This window comes from Bosea sp. OAE506 (assembly GCF_040546595.1).
GTDB lineage: Bacteria > Pseudomonadota > Alphaproteobacteria > Rhizobiales > Beijerinckiaceae > Allobosea.
In genome coordinates, this window is the sequence record NZ_JBEPOB010000001.1 from 2,676,445 (window position 1) to 2,697,652 (window position 21,208).

Consider the following 21,208-nt stretch of genomic DNA (forward strand, 5'->3'; position numbering starts at 1 on the left):
CGGCCAGGCCACGTTAGTCGGTCTGCGGCAGGCTCGCGACGAGGATGTGACGGGGCGAGAAGCGGCATGATGCCGCCAACACCCGTCCGGCCTGATCCGTACAGGGGATTCCATGTCCGACGGCAAGGCCACGCAATTCGACGTCCAGGCAGGCGACAGCACCGATCTGGGAGCCGTCCATGACGGCGAGGGCACCAATTTCGCGATCTTCTCAGCCCATGCCGAGCGTGTGGAACTCTGCCTCTTCGACGAGAGCGGCGAGACCGAGACGGCGCGGATCACGCTGCCCGAATACACCAACGAGGTCTGGCACGGTTATCTGCCGGGGGTGAAGCCGGGGCAGCGCTATGGCTACCGGGTCCATGGCCGCTTCGCACCCGAGGAGGGGCATCGCTTCAACGCGAACAAGCTGCTGCTCGACCCCTACGCCAGGGAGTATTCCGGCTCCGTCGACTGGAACGACGCCCATTACGGCTATGTCGTCGATGCCGAGGGCGAGAAGGATCTGAGCTTCAGCGAGCTCGACAGCGCGCCCTTCATGCCCAAATGCGTGGTCTGCGACTGGCGGGCGGACCCCAACCCGCCGGCGCGTCCCGACATCCCCTGGGACCGCACGATCTTCTACGAGACCCATGTGCGCGGCTTCACCAAGATGCATCCGGCGGTGCCGCAGGATCTTCGCGGCACCTTCGACGGGCTCGGCGAGAAGGCGATCGTCGACTACATCAAGAGCCTCGGCGTCACCTCGGTCGAGCTCCTGCCGGTCCACGCCTATCTCGACGACCACCACCTCGCCGCCAAGAACCTGACGAACTACTGGGGTTACAACACGATCGGCTTCTTCGCGCCGATGCAGCGCTACGAGGGCAAGGCGCACCTCTCATCCTTCCGCGACATGGTGCGCAAGTTCCATGATGCCGGCCTCGAGGTCATCCTCGACGTGGTCTACAACCACACCGCCGAAGGCAACGAGATGGGGCCGACACTCTCCTTCAAGGGCATCGACAACTTCGCCTATTACCGGACGATGCCGGACGAGCCGCGCTTCTACATCAACGACACCGGCACCGGGAACACGGTCAACACCAGCCACCCGCGCGTGCTGCAGATGATCCTCGATTCCCTGCGCTACTGGGTCGAGGTCATGGAGGTCGACGGCTTCCGCTTCGATCTCGGCACCATTCTGGGGCGTGAGCCGCATGGCTTCGACCAGCGTGGCGGCTTCTTCGATGCGATCGGCCAGGACCCGGTCCTGCGCAAGGTCAAGCTCGTCGGCGAGCCCTGGGACATCGGTCCGGGCGGCTATCAGGTCGGCGGTTTCCCGCCCGGCTGGGGCGAGTGGAACGACAAGTACCGTGACACCACCCGCGCCTACTGGGTGGGCGAGCCCGGCATCGTGCGCGACCTCGCCGCGCGGGTCACCGGCTCGGGCGACATCTACGATCTGCGGGGGCGCCGCCCCTGGGCCGGCGTCAACTTCCTGACCGCCCATGACGGCTTCACGCTCGCCGATCTCGTCTCGTACAATGAGAAGCACAACGAGGCGAATGGCGAGGACAACAAGGACGGCCACGGCCACAACCTGTCCTTCAATTTCGGGGTCGAAGGACCGACCGAGGACGACGGCATTCTCGCCGCCCGCGAGCGCCAGAAGCGCAACCTGCTGGCGACGCTCCTGCTCTCCCATGGCACGCCGATGCTGCTGGCCGGCGATGAGCACGGCCATTCGAACCGCGGCAACAACAACGTCTACTGCCAGGACAACGAGATCGCCTGGATGCGCTGGGAGGAGCTGACCGAGCGCGACCATGCGCTGACCCGCTTCGTCCAGCGCGTGACGCAGCTGCGTGCCGACCACCCGATCTTCCGGCGCGCCTCCTTCCGCGACGGTTGCCTGCTGCGCTGGGTCAACCCGGCCGGCGGCGACCAGCAGGAAGAGCATTGGGACGATGAGGGCCTGCGCGCGATCGGCCTGCTGATGCACATGCCCGACGTCGAGCAGGGCGGCGACGAAGCACTGATTCTTTTCAATGCCTTCGACGGCGACGTTCCCTTCAAGATTCCGCCGCGGATCAAGAAGGGGTCGTGGTCGGTGGTGCTCGACACCGACACCGGGCCGGGGTCCGACGAGGGCCGCAAGGGCCTTAAGGCCGATGCCGAGCTGACGCTGTCGCCGCGCTCGCTGATCGTGCTGATGTAACGTCACGACGGCTTCGGCGCATGCCGAAGCCGTCACCCCGGGCTGGTTGCCGGGGCTCCTTCCGGAGCCCCGGCGATCAATGCTTCGGAATGGGGCCCCTGATCTCCGCTTGGCTGTGGTGACCTGACCGACCTCACGGCGAGGTGGGCTCTGGGCCTTTCTGCCTGCTGAACAGGCTGACGCTGCGGGCCGGCAAGAGGCCTTCGCCTCCCTCCGGCGCCGAGCAGAGCAATCGCTGCCAACCCTGAGAAGGCCCATCGGGCAGGGCGAGCGTGACATCGCTCCGGCTGCGATTGACGGCGATCAGCAGGGAGTTCCCGTCGCCGTTCAGCATCAGGCACAACGCGTCCAGCCGGCCCCACTCCTCATCGGCGATCGTCGTCCCGTCGGGTGTCAGCCAGCGGGCGTCGGGAGGCTCTCCGGCTCCGGTCAGGAAGGTCGAGGCCGACAAGAGCGGGTGCTCAGCGAGCAACGCTGCAATCCCGGCTACGAAGGCGGCCAACTCGCGATCCGCACCCTCCCAGTCGAGCCAGAAGGCCGCATTGTCCTGACAATAGGCGTTGTTGTTCCCGTGTTGCGAGCGACCGAGTTCGTCGCCGGCTGTCAGCATGGGTACGCCGCGCGACAGGAACAGTGTCGCCAGCAAAGCGCGGACGTCGCGTCTGCGCGCGGCGGTCACGGCAGGGTCGCCGGTCGCGCCTTCGATGCCACCATTCCAGCTGTGGTTCTCGTTCTCACCGTCGCGGTTGCCCTCGCCATTGGCCTCGTTGTGCTTGACGGTATGGGCGACGAGGTCGGCCAGCGTGAAGCCGTCATGGGCGGCGATGAAGTTGACGCTGGCCGGCGGCCCACGATGGCGCGGCGCATAGAGATCGGCTGAGCCGGCCAGCCGCGTCGCCAGCGCTCCCGCTAAACCGGCATCGCCCCTCCAGAAGCGGCGAACATCGTCCCTGTAGCGGCCGTTCCATTCGGCGAAGGGCGCGGGGAATTCGCCAACGCGGTAGCCGCCAGGGCCGATGTCCCAGGGTTCGGCGATCAGCCGCGCCTGCGACAGGTCGGGGTCCTGCAGGATCGCGGCAAAGAGCGGGGCATCCTGCGAGTAGCCAGTATCCGAGCGGCCCATCACCGTGCCGAGATCGAAGCGGAAGCCGGCGACGCCGAGGGCGCGCCAGTGCCGCAGCGCGTCCATCGCCATGCGGATGACCGGCGCGCGGTCCAGCGCCAGCGTGTTGCCGCAGCCGGTGTCGTTGATCAGTTTGCCGGGTTCTTCCTTGGCGTGGCGGTAATAGACAGCGTTGTCGAGCCCGCGCAGGCTGATCGTGGCGCCGAATTCGTCGCTCTCGGCGGGTGTGGTTGAGGACGATGTCGAGGATGATGCCGATGCCGGCCTGGGCATAGGTCGCGCAGAGATGGGCGAGATCGGGCTCACCGCCCGGTGCGAGCCTCGGGTCGAGCGCGACGAAATTGACGGGGTTGTAGCCCCACGCATTGGCCAGCCCGAGGGGCGGCAGATGGCGCTCGTCCATCCAGGCCGTGACCGGCATGAGTTCGACATGGCTGACGCCGAGGCCGCGGATATGGGCGAGTATGGCTGGCTCGCAGAGCGCCTCCAGCGTGCCGCGGATGCGGTCCGGCACGGCCGGGTGGCGCATCGTGAAGGACTTCACCGCGAGTTCGTAGATGAAGGCGGGTGTCTTCTCCCTCCCCACCGCAAGCGGGGGGAGGGCTTCACCGACGATGCCGCGCGGCACGAGATCGGCCGTATCGACGCCTCGCTGCGCCAACCGCGGGTCCCAGCGGAACGCGCGGTCGATCCGGGTCGCATAGGGATCGACGAGCAGCTTCGTCGCGTCGAACCGGTGGCCGCGCTGAGGCTGCCAGGGGCCCTCGGCCCGCAGCGCATAGCGCAGGCCGGGGCCGGCGCCTGGCAGCAGGCCGTGATGAATGTCGCCGCTGCGGCAGGGCAGGGGCAGGCGTGCGATTTCGGCCTCGCCCGCCTCGTCGAAGAGGCAGAGGTCGATCCGTTCGCCATGGCGGGAGAAGACCGCGAAGGTGACGCCCGCCTCGCCGGCCACCGCGCCGAGGCGGGCGGGCAGCGGGCAGGCGACCAGCGCAGGCCTCGGCACCCGCCTCAGCCTCCGGCCGTGACGTCCGGCGAGGTCGGCACGTGCCAGATCCGCTCGGCATATTCGCGGATGGCGCGGTCGGCGCTGAACCAGCCGCAATGGGCGGTGTTGGTCACCGACATGCGCCACCACTTGCCCTGGTCGGCCCAGAGCGAGTCGATGCGGCGCTGGGCCTGGCGGTAGCTCTCGAAATCGTTGAGCACCATGAACCAGTCATTGGCGCGCAGCCCCTCGACGAGGCCGAGATAGCGGTCGCGCTCGCGCGGCGAATAGGCGCCCGACGCCACCGCATCGAGCACGCCTTCGAGATGGGGCGTGGCGGCGATGACCTCGCTCGTCGGGCGGGGATTGCGCTTGGCGGCCTCGACCTCCTCGGCCGTCATGCCGAAGATGACGATATTGTCGGCGCCGACGCGCTCGCCGATCTCGATATTGGCGCCGTCCAGCGTGCCGATAGTGATCGCGCCATTGAGGGCGAACTTCATGTTGCCGGTGCCCGACGCCTCCATGCCGGCGGTCGAGATCTGCTCCGAGACGTCGGCGGCCGGGATGATCAGCTCGGCGGCGCTGACGTTGTAGTTCGGCAGGAAGACGACCTTGAGCCGGTCGCGGGTGGTGATGTCGTTGTTCACGACGACGGCGACGTCGTTGATCAGGTTGATGATCGCCTTGGCGGTGCCGTAGTTCGAGGCGGCCTTGCCAGCGAAGATCTTCACCCGCGGCGCCCAGTCGCGATAGGGCTCGGAGCGGATCGCGTCATAGAGCGCGATCGTCTCGAGGATGTTGAGCAGCTGGCGCTTGTATTCGTGGATGCGCTTGATCTGGACGTCGAAGATCGCGTCGGGATCGACCGTCACGCCGGTGTCCTGCCGGATGATCTTGGCGAGCTTGAGCTTGTTCTCGCGCCGGATGGCGGCAAGGCGCTGGTGCAGCGCGGCGTCGCCGGTATGCGCCGCGAGGCGACGGATCTGGCCGATATGGTCGGTCATGTCCTCGCCGCAGACCTCCTGCAGCAGCTTCGTCAGGCCGGGATTGGCGCCGAAGAGCCAGCGCCGCGGCGTGATGCCGTTGGTGACGTTGGTGATGCGGCCGGGGAAGATCGCGTTCAGCGGTGCGAAGACCGTCTGTTCCATCAGCTTGGAATGCAGCGCCGAGACACCGTTGACGGTGTGCGAGCCGACGAAGGCGAGATGGGCCATGCGCACGCGCCGGCCGTGATGCTCGTCGATCAGCGAGATCGTCGAGAGATCGATATTCTCGCCGCCGCTGGAGCGCCGGACCTCCTCCAGGAAGCGGGCGTTGATGGCGAAGATGATCTGCATGTGGCGCGGCAGCAGCCGCTCCATCAGCGCCACCGGCCAGGTCTCCAGCGCCTCTGGCAGGAGGGTGTGGTTGGTGTAGGAAATGGTGGCGTTGGTGATCGTCCAGGCCTCTTCCCAGGGCAGGCCGTGCTCGTCCACGAGCAGGCGCATCAGCTCGGCGACGGCCAGCGACGGATGGGTGTCGTTGAGCTGGATCGCGACCTTGTCGGCGAGGTTGTCGAGCTTGCCGAACTGGCGGTAGTGCCGGCGCACCAGATCCTGCAGCGAGGCGGAGGTGAAGAAGAACTCCTGCCGCAGCCGCAACTCCTGCCCCGCGGGGGTGGAATCATTGGGGTAGAGCACCTTCGAGATCGCCTCGGCGCGGTTGCGCTCGGCGACCGCGCCGACGATGTCGCCCTGGTTGAAGGCATCGAGCGACAGCGGGTGCAGGGCGCGCGCGCGCCAGAGCCGTAGCGTCGTCGCATCCCGGCCGCGCCAGCCGACGACCGGTGTGTCGTAAGCGACGGCAAAGACCGCCTCTTCCGGCTCCCAGAAGACCTCGCCGGGCTTCTGCGTGGCGGTCAGCGAGCCGCCGAATCCGATCTTGTAGGAGGCTTCGCGGCGCTCGAATTCCCAGGGGTTGCGGAAGGAGAGCCAGTCCTCGGGCACCTCGATCTGCTTGCCGCCGTCGATGCGCTGCTTGAACAGGCCGTGGTCGTAGCGGATGCCGTAGCCGAGCGCCGGTACGCCGGTCGAGGCCATCGCCTCGAGATAGCAGGCGGCGAGACGGCCAAGGCCGCCATTGCCCAGAGCGGCATCGGGCTCGATCGACTCGATCGCCGAGAGATCGACACCGAGTTCGCGCATCGCCTGCGCCATCGGCCCGGTGAGCCCGAGATTATTAAGGGCGTCGCCGAGCGAGCGGCCAATCAGGAACTCGAGCGAGAGATAATAGACTCGCTTGCGGCCGGTCTCGTAGCTCTCGCGGGTCGAGCGGTGCCAGACATCGACGACATGGTCGCGTGCTGCGAGGATGCCGGCGGTCAGCCAGTCATGCGGCTGGGCGACGGAGGCGTTCTTGCCCAGCGAGTAGGTGAGCTTCCGCAGAATCTCGGCCTTGAGGGCCTCGACCCGCCCGGCGGCGTCGGCAGGGCGGGTGGCGGTGGAGGCGGTCTCGGTCAAGCGCTGTTATCCCGGCTGTTAATCTATGATGACTTTCGGAGCTAGGCACCGCCAAGTCCAGCCGAAACTACCGCAGCGCATCATCGCAGCGCATCAGGGCGACCTTGCTCTCACGGGCGAAGGGGAGCCGGTTCCTCCCGGGTCTCCTGACCCAGCTGCTTGGCGCTGGTCACGGCGGAGTCGGTCAGGCCGACGACGCTCGCCCAAGCGCTGCGGGTATGGCTGCCCTGATGGGCGATGGCGTCGTAGCCGATCAGGATAACGGCGACGAGAAGCAGGATCCGGAACATCGGTGTCTCCTTGAAATGACGTGCCGCCCCAACGCGCGGCAGTTGCGCCTGTTCCGGAGAAGGCTGCCGCGACGAAAGGTCTCTGGCGGGAGCACGCCATCCGCGCTACCTAGAACAAAGAATGAACGAAAGGGCGCGGTGTGGCACAGCTGTCGGTGATGGAGAAGCTCGAGATCCTAAGCGACGCGGCCAAATACGACGCCTCCTGCGCCTCCAGCAGCACGACCAAGCGCAATTCGCTGAAGGGCGGCCTCGGCTCGACCACGGGATCGGGCATCTGCCATTCCTATGCGCCGGACGGCCGCTGCATCTCGCTTTTGAAGATCCTGCTGACCAATTACTGCAGCTATGATTGCATTTTCTGCATCAATCGCTCGTCGAGCAATGTCCGGCGCGCGCGCTTCACGGTGGAGGAGGTCGTCGACCTCACGCTGAGCTTCTACAAGCGCAACTACATCGAGGGGCTCTTCCTCTCCTCGGGCATCATCCGCTCGCCCGACTACACGATGGCGGAATTGGTGCGGGTGGCGCAGACGTTGCGTGAGGTCCATGGCTTCCGCGGTTACATCCACCTCAAGCTGATCCCCAGCGCCAATGCCGATCTGGTGGCGCAGGCCGGCCTCTATGCCGACCGCGTCTCGATCAATGTCGAACTGCCGACCGAGGTTTCACTGGAGCGCTTCGCGCCCGAGAAGCGTCCGCGCGAGATCAGTGCCGCCATGGGCGGGCTGCGGCTGCGGATCGAGGAGAGCAAGGCCGAACGGGCGAAGACGCGGCGCGCGCCGGTGTTCTCGCCCGCGGGGCAGAGCACGCAGATGATCGTCGGCGCCGACGGGACGAGCGATGCGACGATCCTGCAGCGCAGCGCGCAGCTCTATGGCTCCTTCGGCCTCAAGCGGGTCTATTATTCCGCCTTCAGCCCGATCCCCGATGCCAGCCGCCAGCTGCCGCTGTCGGAGCCGCCATTGCTGCGCGAGCACCGGCTCTACCAGGCCGACTGGCTGACGCGGTTCTACGGCTTCGAGGTCGGCGAGATTCTCGACGACGGCGCGGACGGGATGCTCGACCTCACCGTCGATCCCAAGCTCGCCTGGGCTTTGCGGCATCGCGCGCGCTTTCCGGTCGACGTCAACCGCGCCGATCGCGAGACGCTTTTGCGCGTGCCGGGGCTGGGCACGAAAAGCGTCGCGCGCATCCTGGAGACGCGCCGCTTCCGCCGCTTAAGGCTGGAGGATGTCGGCAAGCTTGCGCGCTCCATGGCGACGCTACGCCATTTCATCGTTGCGGAGGGCTGGCGGCCCGGCGCTTCTCTCGACAGCGAGCGGCTGAAGCAGCATCTGGCGCCGAAGCCGCAGCAACTCGCATTGCTGTGAGGCCCGCCATGGCGCAGCCCGGCATCCTGGCGCGTCTCGACCACCCGGCCGATTTCGACGGCTGGCGGCGGCAGGCGCGCGCGCTGGCGCTGGCGGAGGTGGCGCCGGCGCGGATCGAGTGGCAGGTCGGGGCGGAAGCGTCCGGGCTGTTTTCCGGGTTGGCCGAGCCCCCGCCGCTGCCGGCGAACGGGACGGAGCTGCGCGTGCCGCGCGATTTCGTCGAGCTGGCGCAGGCGGTCGTGTGCCATCGCGACGTCAGCCGCTTCGATCTGCTCTACCGCCTGCTGCTGCGGCTCCAGCGCGAGCCGACCTTGCTGCATGTGATTACCGACGACGAGGTCCATCGCGCCCGGGCGATGGCGAAGTCGGTCCGCCGCGACCTGCACAAGATGACCGCCTTCGTCCGCTTCCGCGAGGTCGTCGGACCCGATGGCGGGGAGGCTTTCGTCGCCTGGTTCGAGCCCGAGCACCACATCGTCGAGCGCGTCTCGCGCTTCTTTGTCGAGCGCTTCGCGGCGATGCGCTGGTCGATCCTAACGCCGCTGCGCTCGCTCCACTGGGACGGTACGACGCTGCATCTGGGGGAGGGAGCGTCGCGCGCTGACGCGCCCGACGACGACGCGATGGAGGGCTATTGGCGGACCTACTACGCCAACATCTTCAATCCGGCGCGGCTGAAGATCAAAGCCATGAAGGCGGAGATGCCCGAGAAATACTGGCGCAACCTCCCTGAGGCCGAGCTGATCGCGCCGTTGATCGCGCAGGCCGGCCGCCGTGCGGAGGAGATGGTGCTGAAGGCCCCGACCCTGCCGCCGGAGCGGCATCTGCGGCAGAGCCAGCGCCAGCGCGAGGGACTGGTGCCGGCGTCGGAGCTGCCAGAGAACTGGGCGGATGCGCGCCTGGCGGCGAAGACCTGCTCGCGCTGTGATCTCTGCCACAGCGCGACGCAGACGGTGTTTGGCGAGGGGCCGCTGACCGCGCCGGTGATGTTCGTCGGCGAGCAGCCGGGTGATCAGGAGGATCTGGCGGGCACACCCTTCGTCGGGCCGGCCGGGCAGGTCTTCGACCGGGTGATGGGGGAGGCCGGGCTCGACCGCAGCCGCGCCTATGTCACTAATGCGGTGAAGCATTTCAAATTCACCGTGCGTGGCAAGCGGCGCATCCATGAGCGGCCGAATGCCGGCGAGATTTCGGCCTGCCGTTTCTGGCTCGGGCTCGAGCGGGAGTTCGTGAAGCCGCGGCTCGTCGTCGCGCTGGGTGCGACCGCGCTACACGCCCTGACCGGCCATCGCGGCTCGCTTTCCTCGATGCGGGAGCGCGATCTCGCGCTGGAGGACGGCACGGCGCTGCTGGCGACCGTCCACCCCTCCTATCTGCTCCGTCTGCCGGACGAGGAAGCGCGCGAGCGTGAGACGGCCCGCTTCCGCGCCGATCTGGAGCGCGTCGGGTTGCTGGTGCCGGAGATGAGGGCGGCCTAGGCGGGCCATCATCTGGCGGCCGGTCGTCATCGCGAGCGTAGCGAAGCGATCCAGACGGTCTCGCTCTACGTCCCCCTGGATTGCGTCGTCGCTGCGTTCCTCGCAATGACGACAACGGGTCGAGGGACTGCGATTGACCCACCGCCCGCTGCAGTGTCCCTTCCTGACAATAAAACGAGGAACGCATGGGCGAGAATCTGAAGGGCAAGCGCGTGTTGGTGACCGGCGCCTCGTCGGGGCTTGGCGCGCATTTCGTGCGGTGTCTGGCCGGGCAGGGCGCCCACGTCGTGGCGGCGGCGCGCCGGGTCGAGCGGCTGGAGGAACTGGCGCAGGCTTGTGCCACGCTGCCGGGCCAGGTGATGCCGCTTTCGCTCGACGTCGCCTCGGTGCCCTCGATTCAGGCGGGTGTGTCGGAGGCGGCGCGGCTGCTCGGCGGGCTCGACGTGCTCGTCAACAATGCCGGAATCGGCGAGACGGAAGCCGCGATCTCGGTCACCGAGGCGCAATGGGACGCGCAGCTCGACGTCAACCTGAAGGGCTGCTTCTTCGCGGCGCAGGCGGCCGCGCAGGTCATGATCGAGGGAAAACAGGGCGGGGCGATCGTCAACATCGCCTCGATCCTGGGCGAGCGGGTGATGACCCGCGTCGTGCCCTATGCGGTCTCCAAGGCCGGCCTGATCCAGATGACCAAGGGGCTGGCGCTGGAATGGGCGCGCCACGGCATCCGGGTCAACGCGCTCGCGCCGGGCTACATCGTCACCGACATCAACCGCGATTTCTTCGACAGCGAAGCAGGCGAGGCGCTGACCAAGCGCATCCCGAGCCGCCGCATCGGCGATCCTGCCGATCTCGACGGGCCGCTGCTGCTGCTCTGCTCGGAGGCTGGACGCCACATGACCGGAGCCGTGGTCGCCGTCGATGGCGGGCATCTGGTGAGTGGGTTGTGATCAAAGGCGTCATGCTCGGGCGAAGACCCGAGCATCTCAGGCCGGAGATGATCCTGATGGAGATTCTCGGGTCTGCGCTGCGCTCCGCCCGAGAATGACGGCTTTCAGCGCATGATCTCCTTCAGCCGCAGCAGAGAGATCCGCTCGACCTGTCCCAAAGCGGTCTCGAACTCGACCTCCGGCGTGCTCAGCAGCCGTGTCTCGAAGGCGGCCAAGATCGCGTCCTTGCTGGCGCCCGCCACCGCCATGATGAAGGGGATGCCGAAGCGCGCCTTGTAGGCGTCATTGGCTTCCGTGAAGCGGGCGCGTTCGCTTGGCGCGAGGCGGTCGAGCCCGGCGGAGGCCTGCTCGCCGATCGATTCTTCCGTCATCTCGCCTGCCGCCGCGAGCTTGCCGGCGAGGTCGGGATGGCCGAGCAGGAGCGCCTTCAGCTTGTCGCGCGGGGCGGCGCGCATCACCTTCACCATCGCCGCATGCAGCGTCGCGGCATCGTCATGGGCGGGCGTGATCCCGGCGTCGAAGGTGGCCTCGGCGATCCAGGGCGCATTCTCCCAGATCCGGCCGAAGACCTCGACGAAGAGCGCCTTGGGCACGGCCGAGGGGCGGTAGCCAGCGGCCGGCGGGTGGTGGCGGATCCAGTGGCGGGCGATGTCGAGCCGCGTCGCGACCCAGACATCGGCATGGCCTTGCACATGGTCGAGGAAGCGCGCCAGCGCGGCAGCGCGGCCCGGCCTGCCGACGAGGCGGCAATGCAGGCCGATCGACATCATCTTCGGCGCGGTCGCGCCCTCGGCATAGAGCAGGTCGAAGGAGTCCCGGAGATAGGCGAAGAACTGGTCGCCGCTGTTGAAGCCCTGCGGCGTGGCGAAGCGCATGTCGTTGGCGTCGAGCGTGTAGGGCACGGCGAGCTGCGGACCCTTCGGTCCGCTCAGCCAATAGGGTAGCTCGTCGGCATAGCTGTCGGCGGTGTAGAGGAAGCCGCCTTCTTCCATCATCAGCGGCGTCGTGCGCTCCGACGAACGGCCCTGGTAGAAGCCTAGGGGGCGTTCGCCGGTGATCTCGCGCTGGATGGCGATGGCCTCAAGGATGTCGGCGCGCTCCTTCTCGGCGGGCACATCGCGGTAGTCGATCCATTTCAGCCCATGGGTGGCGATCTCCCAGCCGGCCTCCTGCATCGAGGCGGCGATCTCGGGATAGCGCTGCAGCGCGCTGGCGATGGCAAAGACCGTCACCGGCAGCTTGCGCTCCGTGAACATCCGCCAGAGCCGCCAGTAGCCGGCGCGCGAGCCGTATTCGTAGATCGACTCCATGTTCATGTGGCGCTGGCCGGGCCAGGGCGCGGCGCCGACGATTTCGGAGAGAAAGGCCTCGGAGGCCGCGTCCCCATGCAGGATGTTGTTCTCGCCGCCCTCCTCGTAATTGATCACGAACTGCACGGCGATGCGGGCCTTTCCCGGCCAGCGCGGATTCGGCGGAGTGCGGCCATAGCCTTCGAGATCGCGCGGATAGGCAGTGTCGGTCATGGCGGACGGCGCTCGCAAAGTGATTCAGGTCGGGGTCGTAAGCTGTTGATCGATAAGCAAGTTACGGGCCGTCATTCTCGGGCGGAGCGAAGCGGAGACCCGAGAAGCTCTGGCCCGAGATGCTCCGGTCAAGCCCGAGCATGACGACGGGGCTCAGCTCCCGCGATAGGTCGTGTAGCCATAGGGCGAGCAGTTGAGCGGCACATGCCAGTGCCGGCTGGTGTCGGCGATGCCGAAGCGCACCGTGACGGTCTCGAGGAAGGCGGGGTCGGGCAGGGCGACGCCGCGGCCGCGGAAATAGGGGCCGATCGCGAAGTCGATCTCATAGAGGCCGGGCTGCGTCGCCTCGGGCGTCAGCAGCGGCGCGTCGGTCCGGCCGTCGGCATTGGTGACGGTGGTCGCCAGCGTTTGCGCCTGGCCGTCGGTGATCCGGCGCAGGGTGATCGCCACGCCCGCGGCGGGGACACCGCCATGCGTGTCGAGGATATGTGTCGTTAGTCCCGCCATGCCCGTCCTTCCTGCTGCGCCTTCGCCGCTCGTGCGGCGCCGCGCTTGCATGCTGCCTTGCGCCAACCGTAACTTCGGCGCGGGCGAAGTCCATCGTCCTGCGCGCCAGATCAGGAGACCACCGCGGCGATGCTCGACGCCTATCTGATGGAATGGGGCGGCATGCTGCTGCGCTGGCTGCATGTGATCACGGCGATCGCCTGGATCGGCTCGTCCTTCTTCTTCATCCATCTCGACGCGTCCTTGCGTCCCGCGGCCGACATCCCGCCGGGCGAGGGTGGGCGCGCGTGGCAGGTGCATGGCGGCGGCTTCTACGAGATGCGGAAATACCTGGTCGCGCCCGCCGTAATGCCGGCCGAGCTGACCTGGCACAAATGGCAGGCCTACTGGACCTGGATCTCGGGCTTTTTCCTGCTGGTCTGGGTCTATTATGCGCAGTCCGAGCTCTACCTGATCGACCCGGCGGTGATGCAGCTCTCGCCGCTTGCGGCCGGCGCCCTCGGCATCGCGGCGCTGGTCTTCGGCTGGCTGTTCTACGACTGGCTCTGCCGCTCGCCGTTGGGACGCAACGACGTCGTGCTCGGCGTGCTCGGCTTTTCCTATGTGGTCGCGGCGAGCTGGGCGTTCGCCTCGGTGTTCTCCGGGCGCGGCGCGCTGATCCACACCGGCGCGCTGATGGCGACGATCATGACCGCCAATGTCTTCTTCAACATCATGCCCGGCCAGCGGAAGGTCATCGCGGCGCTGACCGCCGGCGAGAAACCGGACCCGAAATACGGCAAGGCGGCCAAGCAGCGCTCGCTGCACAACAATTACATCACCCTGCCGGTGCTGTTCCTGATGCTGTCGAACCACTACCCTGTGACCTACGCCAATTCGGCGGTGATCCCGGTGCTGGTGGCGCTGATCATCGTGGCGGGGGCGCTGATCCGGCACTTCTTCAATGTCCGTCATGCCGACCACTCGCGCTCGCCCTGGTGGACCTGGGCGGTCGCGCTGGTGGCGCTCTGGCTCGCCTTCTGGTTGGCGATGGCGTCCTCGCCCGGCGGGCGCGAGCGGCTCGGCCTCACGCCTCTGCCGGCGACAAAGCCTGTGATGCTCGCCGGGCTGCAGCCTCCGCCGGAGGCGGTCGCCAACATCGTCACCGGGCGCTGCGCGATGTGCCATGCGCCGGAGCCCACATGGCCCGGCATCCAGATTCCGCCCAAGGGCGTCCTCCTGCATGAGCCGGAGACGATTGCGGCCCATGCGCGGGCCATCCGCGTCCAGGCGGTGATGACCCATGCGATGCCGCCCAACAACCTCTCCGGCATGACCCCGGAGGAGCGGCGCGTGCTGGCGCAATGGCTGGCCCAGGCACGGTGATCGCCGCCGAGCCGGCCCACGTCGCCAATCCCGGTAACAAATCCCTTACGCTACGGAATATCGTGATCACGGCTGCGTGAGTTCATTCAGTTTCAGTTCACCTCGTTGCGGGCATGGTCCGGCCACTGACAGGCTGGACTGTGGTTCCCGATCCGGGTGCCTCCGGCATGAAGATGGGACCGGGGGGTCCGTTGAACGCGCATTCGAGAAGGGTCGCCGGCTACGGGTTGGCGGCCATGGCCTTCATCTGTGTCTGGGCGCTGCTGTGCTGGCCCTGGCTTTCGGGCGCGGTCACCATCCCGTTCGATGCCAAGGCCCATTTCCAGGCGCAAATCCAGTTCCTCGCGCGGGCGCTCCATTCGGGCCAGTCCCCGTTCTGGACGCATAACGTCTTCGGCGGCTCGCCGCAGGTCGCAGACCCGCAGTCGCTGATCTTCTCTCCCGCCATCCTGCTGGCGCTGCTCGTTCCCTCGCCGAGCTTCCGCGCCGTCGATGCCTATGTGCTCGCCCATCTGCTGGCGGGCGGGCTCGCCCTGATGATGTTCTTCCGCGACCGCAACTGGCATCCCGCCGGGGCGGTGCTGGCGGCGATGGTCTTCGCCTTCGGCGCCTCGGCGGCGTGGCGCGTCCAGCATGTCGGCCAGATCGCCAGCCTCGCCTTCTTCGCCATCTCCTTCTGGCTGACGGCGCGCATGCTGCAGCGAAACTCGCTGCTGGCTGGTGCCTTCGCCGGCTTCGCCGCCGGGCTGATGGTGCTGGAGCCCGACCAGGTCGCGCTGCTCGGCGCCTATATCCTGATCGGCATGGTGGCCGGGCACTGGCTCTCGGGCGGTTTCGCTGCGATCCGCCGCAGCCTCGCGCCGATCGCGCTCGCCTGCATCGTCGGCGGCGCGACGATCGCGCTGCCGCTGCTCTGGACCTGGCTCTTCGCCGAGGCGACGACGCGCCCGGCGATCGATCTCGTCGAGGCCGGACGCGGCTCGCTGCACCCGGCCTCGCTGCTGACCGCCTTCTTCGGCGATCTCTTCGGCGCGCAGGATCCCGCGGTGGAGTTCTGGGGGCCCTACAACAATCCGAACTGGGCCAAGGAGCTCTACCTCTCCCAGAACATGGGGCAGGTCTATTTCGGCGCGCTGCCGCTTCTGCTGCTGATCGCGCCGGGGCTGACGCGCGGCTGGCTGTTCGACCGGGCGGTGCGCCCGCTGACCGTGCTCTTCGTGCTGATGGTGCTGTTTGCGCTCGGCCGCTACACGCCGGTCTTCGACCTTGCCTATGACTATCTGCCGGGCGTGAAGGTGTTCCGTCGTCCGGCTGACGCGACCTTCCTCGTCGGCGCGTTGGGCGCGCTTTTATCGGGCTATGTGCTGCACCGGATCGTCACGGCCGGGCCCGAGATCTCCTTCCGCCGCGACCTCGCCATCGGCGCGGCCGTGGTGCTGGTCGTGGCCGGTATTGCGCTGGGGGTCTCGCAGGGCGAGGGGCATCTGCGCGATGCGCTGCGTCCCGTCGCCATCGCGCTGGCCTGGTTTTTCGCGGCCGCCTGCCTGGTCCTGATGCTGCGGCAGCCGCGGGCGACGCTCGGCCCCGTGCTGGCGACGCTGGTCGTCGCCGGGGTGATGGCGGCCGATCTCGGCGCCAATAACGGCCCCAATGAATCGACCGCGCTGCCGCCGCGGCTTTATGACGTGCTGCGCCCCGAGACCGGCAACGAGACCATCGCGCTGCTGAAGCGGCTGACGTCGCAGCCGGCGGGCTCGCCGCGCCGCGACCGGGTCGAACTCCTCGGTCTCGGCTTCGAATGGCCCAATGCGAGCCTCGTCCACGGGCTCGACCACACGCTCGGCTACAACCCGCTGCGGCTGGCCGATTTCTCCGATGCGGTCGGCACGCGCGACGGCGTCGCCTCGCCGTCGGAGCGCAAGTTCACGCCGCTCTTCCCGTCCTATCGCTGCCGCCTCGCCAATCTTCTGGGTCTTCGCTACATCGCCTCGCCGCTGCCGATCGAGCAGGTCGACCACGCGCTGCGCGACGGCGATCTCAAGCTGATCGCCCGCACGCGGGAAGGCTATGTCTACGAGAACCCGCGGGCGCTGCCGCGCGTGCAGTTCGTCGGCGGCTGGGAAATGGCCGATTTCGACGCGATGAAGCAGAGCGGCCAGTGGCCGGAGGTCGATCCGCTGCAGGCCGTGCTGCTCGAGGCCGAGCCGCCGGTCACCATGCCGGAAGGTCCGGTCCAGACCTGGGCCGACGTTACGGTGCTGCGCTACGAGAACACCGAGGTCGAGATCGAGGTGACCAGCGCGGCGGCCGGCTTCGTCGTGCTGAACGACACCTATCACCCCTGGTGGCGCGCGCAGGTCGACGGCGCCGAGGCCGAGATCCTGAAGGCCAATGTCCTGTTTCGCGCCGTGCAGGTGCCGGCCGGGACGCACAAGGTGCGCTTCAGCTTCCGGCCGATCGAGGGCGCCTTTGCCGAACTGCGCGAGCGCGTCAGCCCGGCTCCGGTGGAGGAGGGCGAGGACCTGCTGCCGCTGCCGCCGCTGAAGGACGAGCCGCTGGTCGCCGAGGGCGGGACGCTGCTGCCCTCGCTGCTTGCCGGCCCTTCGCAGCAGGTGCGCGATTCGCTGCGGCTCGGCGCGCCGCCGCCGCCGGCGAGCCGTGACATGATGTCCTCGGCGCAGGCCCACTGAGCCGCGCCGAGGCCAGGGCGCCTCAGGCGCCGGTATCGCCCACCAGGCCGGCGGCGGCGATGCCAGCCAAGGCCGCAGCCTCGTCATTGTCGGAGGTATCGCCGGAGACGCCGATCGCGCCGAGCAGCGCACCGGCCGCATCGCGAATCAGCACGCCGCCGGGCACCGGCACGAGCGAGCCGCCGACGGCATGGGTCGCCGCCTCGACGAAATAGGGCCGGTCCAGCGCCATCTTGTGCAGGGCGCGCGAGCCGATGCCCATGGCGACCGCGCCATGCGCCTTGCCGATCGCGATCTCGCCGCGCTTCAGGCTGGTGCCGTCCTGCGCCGCGAAGAGCTTCTGCGCGCCGCGCGCGTCGAGGATGGCGATGGTCAAGGGCTTGAAGCCGGCGCTCTGGGCATGGGCGAGGGCGGTGGCCATGATCGTCTGGGCCTGGGCGAGGGTCAGCATCGGTCTACTCCTGTGGGAAACGCGCCGCGCTTGTGACAGTGACGCCGCCTCGGGGAAACCCCCTTTTTCCATTGTCGCGGCAGGATGATCTGGCCTCCCCCTACGGCAGCGCGTTGCGAAAATCGGTTGTCGACGGCTTGGTGCCTTGAACATGCCATCGCAGTTGGGCTTGATGGGGACCCAACGACGGAGGAAACACATGGGCCTGTTCAGCTTCATCAAGGATGCCGGAGCCAAGATCTTCGGTTCGGCCAAGGCGGCGACGCCGGACGTACTGCAGAAGGAACTCGCCGGGCACGGTCTGCCCTCCGACGTCGCGATCAGCATCGATGGCGACAAGGTCAAGGTCTCGGGCACGGCGATGACCACCGAGGAGGCCGAGAAGATCATCCTCGCGCTCGGCAACACGGCCGGCATCGCCAGCGTCGAATCCGAGCTGATCGTCAGCAAGGAGGTGCCTGCGGCGGTGTTCTACACGGTGAAGAAGGGCGACACGCTCTGGAAGATCGCCGAGGAGCACTACGGCAAGGGCCAGGGCGCCAAATACAACGACATCGTCAAGGCGAACACGCCGCCGGTGAAGAACCCCGACCTGATCCAGCCCGGCTGGGTGCTGCGGATTCCGGCGCAGGCCTGACGGCGCCGCACCGACTGATCACGACCGCGCCCTCCGGGGCGCGGTTTTTTGCGCGCAGCACGCCCGCAGGCCAAACGGGGCCTTGACGGATTTGGTTGCGTCGGCAACGATCTCGGCAGATCCAGAAGCGGGCGGGCTGCAAGCCCAGACTCGCCGCCGGTCGTGCTAACGTAAAGACCTTGCCGCGCGCATGCCCCGGAGGGGGGCGGCGCCCGACACCAGACGACATCCTCGGGAGGGAAGTCATGACGTTCGATCGCCGCCAATTGCTGACGGGTGCTGGCGCTACTGTGGCCGCCCCGCTCGTGCTGCGTGCCACCCGCGTGAATGCGCAGGAGGTGACGCTGAAGATGCACCACTTCCTGCCGCCGGTCGCGGTCGGCCATGCCCGCTTCCTCAAGCCCTGGGCCGACAAGGTCGCGGCGGAGTCCAACGGCCGCATCAAGATCGACATCTTCCCGTCGATGCAGCTTGGCGGAACGCCGCCGCAGCTCTTCGACCAGGCGCGCGACGGCGTCGCCGACCTCGTCTGGACGCTGCCGGGCTACACGCCGGGCCGCTTCACCGGGCTGGAAGCCTTCGAGCTCCCCTTCGTCGCCAACAAGCGCGCGCTGGTGAACTCGCTGGCGCTGACCGAATACGCGCAGCAGAACCTCGCCGCCGAGCTGAAGGACGTGCACCCGATCTGCCTGTGGACGCATGATCACGGGCTCATCCACGCCAACAAGCAGATCAAGACGATGGAGGACCTCAAGGGCCTCAAGCTGCGCTTCCCGACGCGCCTGGCCGGCGAGGCGCTGAAGGCGCTCGGCGCCAATGCCATCGGCATGCCGGTGCCGCAGGTGCCGGAGTCGCTGGCGCAGCGCGTGATCGACGGCGCCGTCATCCCCTGGGAAGTCGTGCCCTCGGTCAAGGTGCAGGAGCTGGTGAAGTTCCACACTGAGATCCCGGGCTCGCCGACTTTCTATGTCGCGACCTTCATCCTCGCGATGAACAAGGCGAAGTACGAGGCGCTCGCTCCGGACCTGAAAGCGATCATCGATCGCAATTCCGGCGCCGCTGCGGCCGGCATAGCGGGCAAGGTCTGGGACGAGCAGGCCATCACCGTCTCCGAGATGGTGCGCAAGCGCGGCAACACCATCACCGTCATCGATGAGGCGGAAGCCGCACGCTGGCGCAAGACGACCGAGCCGGTCATCGAGGCCTGGATCAAGTCGACCAAGGACAAGGGTCTCGACGGCGAGAAGCTGCTCGCCAGCGCGCGGGCCGCGCTCGCCAAGCACGAAAAGGCGGCGTGACGGACGCCATGGCGGGAGCGGGGGAGGAGGCTGCGGCCTCGATGTTCGAGCGGGCGGTGCGGGCCATCGCCCTGCTCGGGGGGCTGCTGCTGATCGCGCTCTCGGTCACCGTGGTGGTCAGCGTCACGCTGCGCTCCGACCTCGTCGGCGCGGCCGGCGTGCCGGGAGATTTCGAGCTGGTGCAGATGGCGACCGCCATCGCCGCCTTCTGCTTCCTGCCCTGGTGCCAGCTGCGGCGCGGCAACATCTTCGTCGATACCTTCACCCTCAAGCTGCCGGAGCGCTGGCAGCGTCGCATCGATGCGGGCTGGGACATCGTCTATGCGCTGGTGATGGCGCTGATCGCGTGGCGGCTTGCGGTCGGGGCGCGTGCGGCCTTCGGCACGGGCGAGACCAGCATGGTGCTGCTCGTGCCGAGCTATCTGCCGATCGGCTTCTGTGCCGCTCTCGCGATGCTGGTGTCCGTCTCCGCCGTCGTCAGCGCGCGCCGCCTGCTGGGGGCGGCTGCGTGAGCGGCTTTTCCATCGCCATTACCGGTTTTGGTGTTCTGCTCGCGCTGATGGCGCTGCGGCTGCCGATCGGGCTCGCCATGATGCTGGTCGGCGGCGTCGGCTACGTCCAGCTCAACGGGCTCGACCCGTTCCTGAACTACATCCGCACGACGCCCTACCAGATCTTCGCCAACTATACGCTGTCGGTGATCCCGCTCTTCGTTCTGATGGGCGCCTTCGCCGAGCGCTCGGGGCTGGCCGGCGACCTGTTCAAGGCGGCCTCCGCCGTGGTCGGCCACCGGCGCGGGGGGCTGGGCATGGCGGTGATCGGCGCCTGCACCGGCTTCGGGGCGATCTGCGGCTCGGCCGTGGCGACGACCGCGACCTTTTCGCGCGCCGCGCTGCCGGAGCTGCGGCGCTACCGCTACGACCCCGGCTTCTCCTGCGGTGTGATCGCGGTGGGCGGCACGCTGGGCATTCTCATCCCGCCCTCGGTCATCCTCGTCGTCTATGCGATCTCGACCGAGCAGAACATCGCCAAGCTGTTTAAGGCGGCGCTGGTCCCCGGCCTGATGGCGGCGGCCTTCTACTGCGTCACGATCGCGCTGATGACGCGCCGCCACCCGGAATGGGGCCCTGCGCAGGCGCGCGTCGCCTGGCGCGACCGCGTCCGGCCGCTGCTCGGCATCATCCCGGCGCTGCTGGTCGCGCTCGTCGTCGTCGGCGGCATCTATGGCGGCGTCTTCACGCCGACGGAGGGGGCTTCGGTCGGCGCCTTCGTGATGCTGGCGATCGGTGTGTTGCGCGGCACACTGTCGCTCTCGGGCATCCGGGAGGCGATCCTGCAGACAGCCGAGACCTCGGCGATGATCTTCGCGATTCTGCTGGGAGCGGAAATCTTCAACGCCTTCCTCGCCCTGACTCAGGTGCCGACGGCTGCGGCCGAGATGATCGCCGCCTCGGGCTGGGCGCCCTATACGGTGCTGGTCGGCCTGCTGCTGTTCTACATCGTGCTCGGCGGCGTGATGGACGAGCTGGCGATGATCCTTCTGACGCTGCCGGTGTTCTTCCCTATCGTCACTGCGCTCGATTTTGGCATGCCGGCCGATGATGTCGCGATCTGGTTCGGCATCCTCGTCCTGATCGTGGTCGGCATCGGCATGACCTGCCCGCCGATCGGCCTCAACGTCTTCGTCGTCGCCTCGCTGGCGCGCGACGTGCCGGTGACCAGCATCTATCGCGGCGTGCTGCCCTTCGTCGTTTCCGATGTCGTCCGGTTGGGCATCGTGGTGGCATTTCCCGCGCTCACACTCTATCTGGTGAAGCTGCTGGAGTGACCGCGCCGGAGC

At 67.8% G+C, this 21,208-nt stretch carries 15 protein-coding genes and 1 pseudogene; 10 read left to right on the forward strand and 6 right to left on the reverse strand.

Features of this window, described 5'->3' with window-relative positions; translation table 11 throughout:
• The first annotated feature begins 112 nt into the window (after positions 1 to 112).
• Entirely contained in the window at positions 113 to 2,200 is a 2,088-nt protein-coding gene (gene glgX, locus ABIE41_RS13065) for a glycogen debranching protein GlgX (protein ID WP_192640837.1), read from the forward strand.
• Between the two features lie 133 nt (positions 2,201 to 2,333).
• On the opposite strand, the pseudogene glgX (ABIE41_RS13075) reads toward glgX (ABIE41_RS13065), so the two are convergent.
• The 3 genes and pseudogenes from glgX (ABIE41_RS13075) to ABIE41_RS13085 form a co-directional block, all read right to left on the reverse strand.
• A pseudogene (glgX, locus tag ABIE41_RS13075) lies at positions 2,334 to 4,296 on the reverse strand (glycogen debranching protein GlgX).
• A gap of 35 nt (positions 4,297 to 4,331) precedes the next feature.
• Entirely contained in the window at positions 4,332 to 6,809 is a 2,478-nt protein-coding gene (locus tag ABIE41_RS13080) for a glycogen/starch/alpha-glucan phosphorylase (RefSeq protein ID WP_192640838.1), read from the reverse strand.
• Between the two features lie 110 nt (positions 6,810 to 6,919).
• Positions 6,920 to 7,099 (reverse strand): hypothetical protein, encoded by a 180-nt coding sequence (locus tag ABIE41_RS13085; RefSeq protein ID WP_192640839.1) that lies wholly within the window; start codon positions 7,097 to 7,099, stop codon positions 6,920 to 6,922.
• 158 nt (positions 7,100 to 7,257) lie between these two features.
• Here ABIE41_RS13085 and ABIE41_RS13090 point away from each other — a divergent pair, with 158 nt between their 5' ends.
• The 3 genes from ABIE41_RS13090 (at position 7,258) to ABIE41_RS13100 (ending at position 10,897) form a co-directional block, all read left to right on the forward strand.
• Complete coding sequence (locus ABIE41_RS13090) at positions 7,258 to 8,472, forward strand: putative DNA modification/repair radical SAM protein (RefSeq protein WP_192642757.1); 1,215 nt, start codon at positions 7,258 to 7,260, stop codon at positions 8,470 to 8,472.
• A gap of 8 nt (positions 8,473 to 8,480) precedes the next feature.
• Positions 8,481 to 9,950 (forward strand): UdgX family uracil-DNA binding protein, encoded by a 1,470-nt coding sequence (locus ABIE41_RS13095; RefSeq protein WP_192640840.1) that lies wholly within the window; start codon positions 8,481 to 8,483, stop codon positions 9,948 to 9,950.
• Positions 9,951 to 10,135: 185 nt separating this feature from the next.
• Positions 10,136 to 10,897, forward strand: a complete 762-nt coding sequence (locus ABIE41_RS13100; protein WP_192640841.1) for an SDR family NAD(P)-dependent oxidoreductase — start codon at positions 10,136 to 10,138, stop codon at positions 10,895 to 10,897.
• A gap of 104 nt (positions 10,898 to 11,001) precedes the next feature.
• Here ABIE41_RS13100 and puuE read toward each other — a convergent pair whose 3' ends face one another.
• Both puuE and uraH read right to left on the reverse strand, forming a co-directional pair.
• Positions 11,002 to 12,420 carry an allantoinase PuuE gene (gene puuE, locus ABIE41_RS13105; RefSeq protein ID WP_192640842.1) on the reverse strand — a complete coding sequence of 473 codons (1,419 nt, stop codon included), beginning with the start codon at positions 12,418 to 12,420 and terminating at the stop codon, positions 11,002 to 11,004.
• A gap of 153 nt (positions 12,421 to 12,573) precedes the next feature.
• Positions 12,574 to 12,927: a hydroxyisourate hydrolase gene (uraH, locus tag ABIE41_RS13110; RefSeq protein ID WP_192640843.1), complete on the reverse strand. Its 354-nt coding sequence runs from the start codon at positions 12,925 to 12,927 to the stop codon at positions 12,574 to 12,576.
• Between the two features lie 129 nt (positions 12,928 to 13,056).
• Between uraH and ABIE41_RS13115 the strand changes: the two genes are divergently transcribed.
• Positions 13,057 to 14,292: a urate hydroxylase PuuD gene (locus ABIE41_RS13115; RefSeq protein ID WP_192640844.1), complete on the forward strand. Its 1,236-nt coding sequence runs from the start codon at positions 13,057 to 13,059 to the stop codon at positions 14,290 to 14,292.
• A 236-nt stretch (positions 14,293 to 14,528) separates the two neighbouring features.
• Positions 14,529 to 16,982, forward strand: coding sequence for a YfhO family protein (locus ABIE41_RS13120; protein ID WP_354192178.1), 2,454 nt, complete (start codon positions 14,529 to 14,531; stop codon positions 16,980 to 16,982).
• Between the two features lie 22 nt (positions 16,983 to 17,004).
• Here ABIE41_RS13120 and ABIE41_RS13125 read toward each other — a convergent pair whose 3' ends face one another.
• Positions 17,005 to 17,433 carry a GlcG/HbpS family heme-binding protein gene (locus tag ABIE41_RS13125; RefSeq protein ID WP_192640845.1) on the reverse strand — a complete coding sequence of 143 codons (429 nt, stop codon included), beginning with the start codon at positions 17,431 to 17,433 and terminating at the stop codon, positions 17,005 to 17,007.
• A 199-nt stretch (positions 17,434 to 17,632) separates the two neighbouring features.
• Here ABIE41_RS13125 and lysM point away from each other — a divergent pair, with 199 nt between their 5' ends.
• From lysM to ABIE41_RS13145, 4 genes are all read left to right on the forward strand, one after another.
• The gene (gene lysM, locus ABIE41_RS13130) at positions 17,633 to 18,070 is read left to right on the forward strand and encodes a peptidoglycan-binding protein LysM (protein ID WP_192640846.1); all 438 of its coding nucleotides are present in this window, start codon (positions 17,633 to 17,635) and stop codon (positions 18,068 to 18,070) included.
• Positions 18,071 to 18,315: 245 nt separating this feature from the next.
• A complete protein-coding gene (locus ABIE41_RS13135; protein WP_192640847.1) occupies positions 18,316 to 19,368 on the forward strand; it encodes a TRAP transporter substrate-binding protein in 1,053 nt (350 codons plus the stop codon).
• Complete coding sequence (locus ABIE41_RS13140) at positions 19,365 to 19,880, forward strand: TRAP transporter small permease (RefSeq protein WP_192640848.1); 516 nt, start codon at positions 19,365 to 19,367, stop codon at positions 19,878 to 19,880. Before ABIE41_RS13135 ends, ABIE41_RS13140 begins: the two co-directional genes overlap by 4 nt.
• The gene (locus ABIE41_RS13145; protein WP_192640849.1) at positions 19,877 to 21,196 is read left to right on the forward strand and encodes a TRAP transporter large permease; all 1,320 of its coding nucleotides are present in this window, start codon (positions 19,877 to 19,879) and stop codon (positions 21,194 to 21,196) included. Before ABIE41_RS13140 ends, ABIE41_RS13145 begins: the two co-directional genes overlap by 4 nt.
• Positions 21,197 to 21,208 lie beyond the last annotated feature (12 nt).

Excerpts from the sequence above, each read along its gene's own strand:
- glgX (WP_192640837.1), top strand. The coding sequence starts at position 113 with ATGTCCGACGGCAAGGCCACGCAATTCGACGTCCAGGCAGGCGACAGC.
- ABIE41_RS13085 (WP_192640839.1), bottom strand. The coding sequence starts at position 7,099 with ATGTTCCGGATCCTGCTTCTCGTCGCCGTTATCCTGATCGGCTACGAC.
- ABIE41_RS13090 (WP_192642757.1), top strand. The coding sequence starts at position 7,258 with ATGGAGAAGCTCGAGATCCTAAGCGACGCGGCCAAATACGACGCCTCC.
- ABIE41_RS13095 (WP_192640840.1), top strand. The coding sequence starts at position 8,481 with ATGGCGCAGCCCGGCATCCTGGCGCGTCTCGACCACCCGGCCGATTTC.
- ABIE41_RS13100 (WP_192640841.1), top strand. The coding sequence starts at position 10,136 with ATGGGCGAGAATCTGAAGGGCAAGCGCGTGTTGGTGACCGGCGCCTCG.
- puuE (WP_192640842.1), bottom strand. The coding sequence starts at position 12,420 with ATGACCGACACTGCCTATCCGCGCGATCTCGAAGGCTATGGCCGCACT.
- uraH (WP_192640843.1), bottom strand. The coding sequence starts at position 12,927 with ATGGCGGGACTAACGACACATATCCTCGACACGCATGGCGGTGTCCCC.
- ABIE41_RS13115 (WP_192640844.1), top strand. The coding sequence starts at position 13,057 with ATGCTCGACGCCTATCTGATGGAATGGGGCGGCATGCTGCTGCGCTGG.
- ABIE41_RS13120 (WP_354192178.1), top strand. The coding sequence starts at position 14,529 with ATGGCCTTCATCTGTGTCTGGGCGCTGCTGTGCTGGCCCTGGCTTTCG.
- ABIE41_RS13125 (WP_192640845.1), bottom strand. The coding sequence starts at position 17,433 with ATGCTGACCCTCGCCCAGGCCCAGACGATCATGGCCACCGCCCTCGCC.
- lysM (WP_192640846.1), top strand. The coding sequence starts at position 17,633 with ATGGGCCTGTTCAGCTTCATCAAGGATGCCGGAGCCAAGATCTTCGGT.
- ABIE41_RS13135 (WP_192640847.1), top strand. The coding sequence starts at position 18,316 with ATGACGTTCGATCGCCGCCAATTGCTGACGGGTGCTGGCGCTACTGTG.